We start from the raw sequence: 2,814 nt of genomic DNA, 5'->3' as shown, positions 1-2,814 counted from the left end.
GAATCGCCCGTCCAGGCCGATCGTGGTCATGTTCGGCAGCGACTCGTTGTCGGTGGTGCGCAGCTCGCGCCACCAGATGATGTCGGTCACATCGCCGAAGGTGCAGACCATGGCAGCGCCGGTGCCCCCGCCTGAACACTGCGACTTCCCTCCGGGGTTAGGCAACCCTTACACTGGCCTCATGCCCGAGATCCTCTCCTTCTCCGCCGCCCTGCGCGAGCGTTCGTCCGGATCGCACTCCCGCAGCGAGACCGCCGGCTTCATGTCCGACCTCCTGAAGGGCGAGGGGTCGCGCGAGGACTACATCTCCCTCGTCGCGCAGCACTACTTCATCTACGAGGCGCTCGAGGGCGCGGGCGAGCGCATGCGTCAGGATCCGGTGGCCTCGGTCTTCATCACCGACAAGCTCACCCGACTCCCCGCGCTGGAGGCCGACCTCGAGTTCCTGCTCGGGGCCGACTGGCGCGAGCGGATCGTCGCCCTGCCCACCACTCAGCGCTACGTCGACCGCATCCGCCAGGTGGGCGCCACCTGGGCCGGCGGCTTCGTCGCGCACCTCTACACCCGCTACCTCGGCGATCTGTCCGGCGGCATCTTCATCGGTCGCGTGATGGCCCGTCGCTTCGGCTTCGAGACCAACGGCATCGGCTTCTACCTGTTCGACGACATCGCCGACCCGTCCGCTTTCAAGGACGTGTACCGCGAGCAGCTCGATGCCGCCCCGTGGGATGAGGCCGAGCGCGAGCGCGTGATCGACGAGGTGCTCCTCGCCTACCGCTTCAACACCGAGCTGTTCGAAGACCTCGACCGCGCTCGCGCCGCCGCCTGAGCGGATCCCGCGCCCGGGAGCTCAGCTCTTCGGCAGCTCGGGGGCGGATGCCGCGAGCCAGGCATCGCGCATGAACCGACGCACGTCTTCGTCCACCCGGATGTCGCGGGGTCGCAGCGCACGCGACAGATACAGCCCCTCGAGCGAGGTCAGCCGACTGAGGGCGACATAGGTCTGCCCCGGCGCGAACGCCCCGGAGCCGAGGTCGATGATGGCCCGCTCGTAGGTCTTGCCCTGCGACTTGTGGATCGTGACAGCCCAGGCCAGACGCAGCGGGAACTGCGTGAATTCGGCGACGACGTCACGGGAGAGCTTCTTCGTGTTCTGGTCGTACGCGTAGCGGAAACGTTCCCACACGGCGGGCTCGACATCGACCTCTTCACCGTCGATGTCGACGCGCACGGCACTGCCGAGGATGCGCACCACCGTTCCGATCGTGCCGTTGACCCAGCGCGGCGGCTCACCGGACATCGCGGTGTCGTTGCGCAGGAACATGACCTGCGCCCCCACCTTGAGCTTCAGCTCCGACTCGGCCGGGAGCGCGGCCTCGCCCCTGCCGAAATCTCCGCTCACCTCGGCGCGCGCGGTCTGCTCCTTGCCCGGCAGAGCGGCCAGGTGTCGGCTGTTGATGCTGTTCACGATGTCGTTGCGGGTTGCGAGCGTGATCATCGGGACCTCGCCGGGCTCCGGATCCGGTGGTGTCCGCGCCCCCTGGGTGTTCAGCACGCCCGCGATCTCGGCGGTCACCCGCCCGTAGCGCACGGCGTTCAGCATGGCCTTGAACCCGTCGTCGGACTGCCGGTGGATCTGCACGAGCTCGCGCACGTGCAGCTCGGCGCGCGTGTCGACGGCGAACAGCCCCTCCTGGTCCGACTCGCCGGTGCCGCCGCCGGTCCCCGCCCACACCTTCGCGTCGAAGAACCAGAACGAGCGGTAGTGGTCCTGCACGTATCGGGCCTCGTCGCCGCGGGGCGGCACGGGCGCCAGCTGATACGGGTCGCCGAACATGACGACCTGCACCCCGCCGAACGGCTCGCCCCTGCGTCCCCGCGCCTGGCGGAGAGAACGATCGATCGCATCCATCAGATCCGCGTTGACCATCGAGATCTCATCGATCACGAGCGTCTCGATGGCGTTCAGGATGCGACGGGTCGCGTCGTTCTGATCGATGTCGGCATCCCCGATCAGACCGATCGGCAGGCGGAACAGCGAGTGGATCGTCTGCCCCTCGACGTTGAGCGCCGCGACGCCCGTGGGCGCGCAGATCGCGATCTGCTTCTTCGTATTCCATGCGAAGTGCTGCAGGAGCGTCGACTTCCCGGTCCCGGCTCGCCCGGTGATGAAGACGTGCTCGCCCGTGTCCTCGATGAGTCGGAACAGCTCTTGCTGCTCCTCGGACAGGGCGGGAAGGGACACGGTTCTCACAGGGGCAGCGGACGGACAGGGCGCTCGTCCATGCTACGTCCCGGTATCCGCACACGGCCGCCGACGCTCGGCGTCCCCTCAGGACGCCCTCCTAGACTGACGCCATGGACCGGGCACGTGCGAGCGCGCCCCGGCGTGCGCGCCTGGGGGTCGATCTGGCGATGCTCGCCGTCGTCGGCCTGCTGCTCATCGCGGCTCTGGGAGCGGGCGGCGTCACGCTGTACCAGCAGTTCTACGGCCCGTCCGCGTTCGTCGTCCGCTACCTCGACCTGCTCTCCTCCGGTCGCGCCGCCGATGCGCTGCGCGTACCGGGCGTCGCGATCGACCGCGAGACCCTCGACGCCGCCGGGATCGATCCCGGAGCGTCCGAGGCGATGCTCCGCCGCGCCGCACTCGCCCCGCTGACCGACGTGACGATCACCTCGGAGAAGCCGGCAGAGGGCGGCACGGCCGTCACCGTCAGCTACCAGGCGAGCGGACACGCCGGCACCAGCACCTTCCTGGTCGAGCAGGACGGTTGGGCGGGCGTCACCCCCAACTGGCGCTTCACCACCAGCCCC

Annotated in this window: 2 protein-coding genes and 1 pseudogene; 2 read left to right on the top strand and 1 reads right to left on the bottom strand. The window is 68.9% G+C overall.

What is annotated here, in order from left to right; all coding sequences use genetic code 11:
- Window positions 1–181: 181 nt before the first annotated feature.
- Window positions 182–829, top strand: a complete 648-nt coding sequence (locus KZA10_RS11415) for a heme oxygenase (biliverdin-producing) (RefSeq protein WP_218682940.1) — start codon at window positions 182–184, stop codon at window positions 827–829.
- Window positions 830–850: 21 nt separating this feature from the next.
- Here the strand turns inward: KZA10_RS11415 and KZA10_RS11410 are convergent, their stop codons facing one another.
- Entirely contained in the window at window positions 851–2,245 is a 1,395-nt protein-coding gene (locus KZA10_RS11410; RefSeq protein ID WP_055866505.1) for an ATP-dependent RecD-like DNA helicase, read from the bottom strand.
- 113 nt (window positions 2,246–2,358) lie between these two features.
- On the opposite strand from KZA10_RS11410, the pseudogene KZA10_RS11405 reads away from it, so the two are divergent.
- Window positions 2,359–2,814 (top strand): annotated as a pseudogene (locus tag KZA10_RS11405) (hypothetical protein); the annotation flags it as partial.

This window comes from Microbacterium sp. BF1, from assembly GCF_019279095.1.
GTDB classification, from domain to species: domain Bacteria; phylum Actinomycetota; class Actinomycetes; order Actinomycetales; family Microbacteriaceae; genus Microbacterium; species Microbacterium maritypicum.
This window is presented reverse-complemented; position numbering and strand designations above follow the sequence as displayed.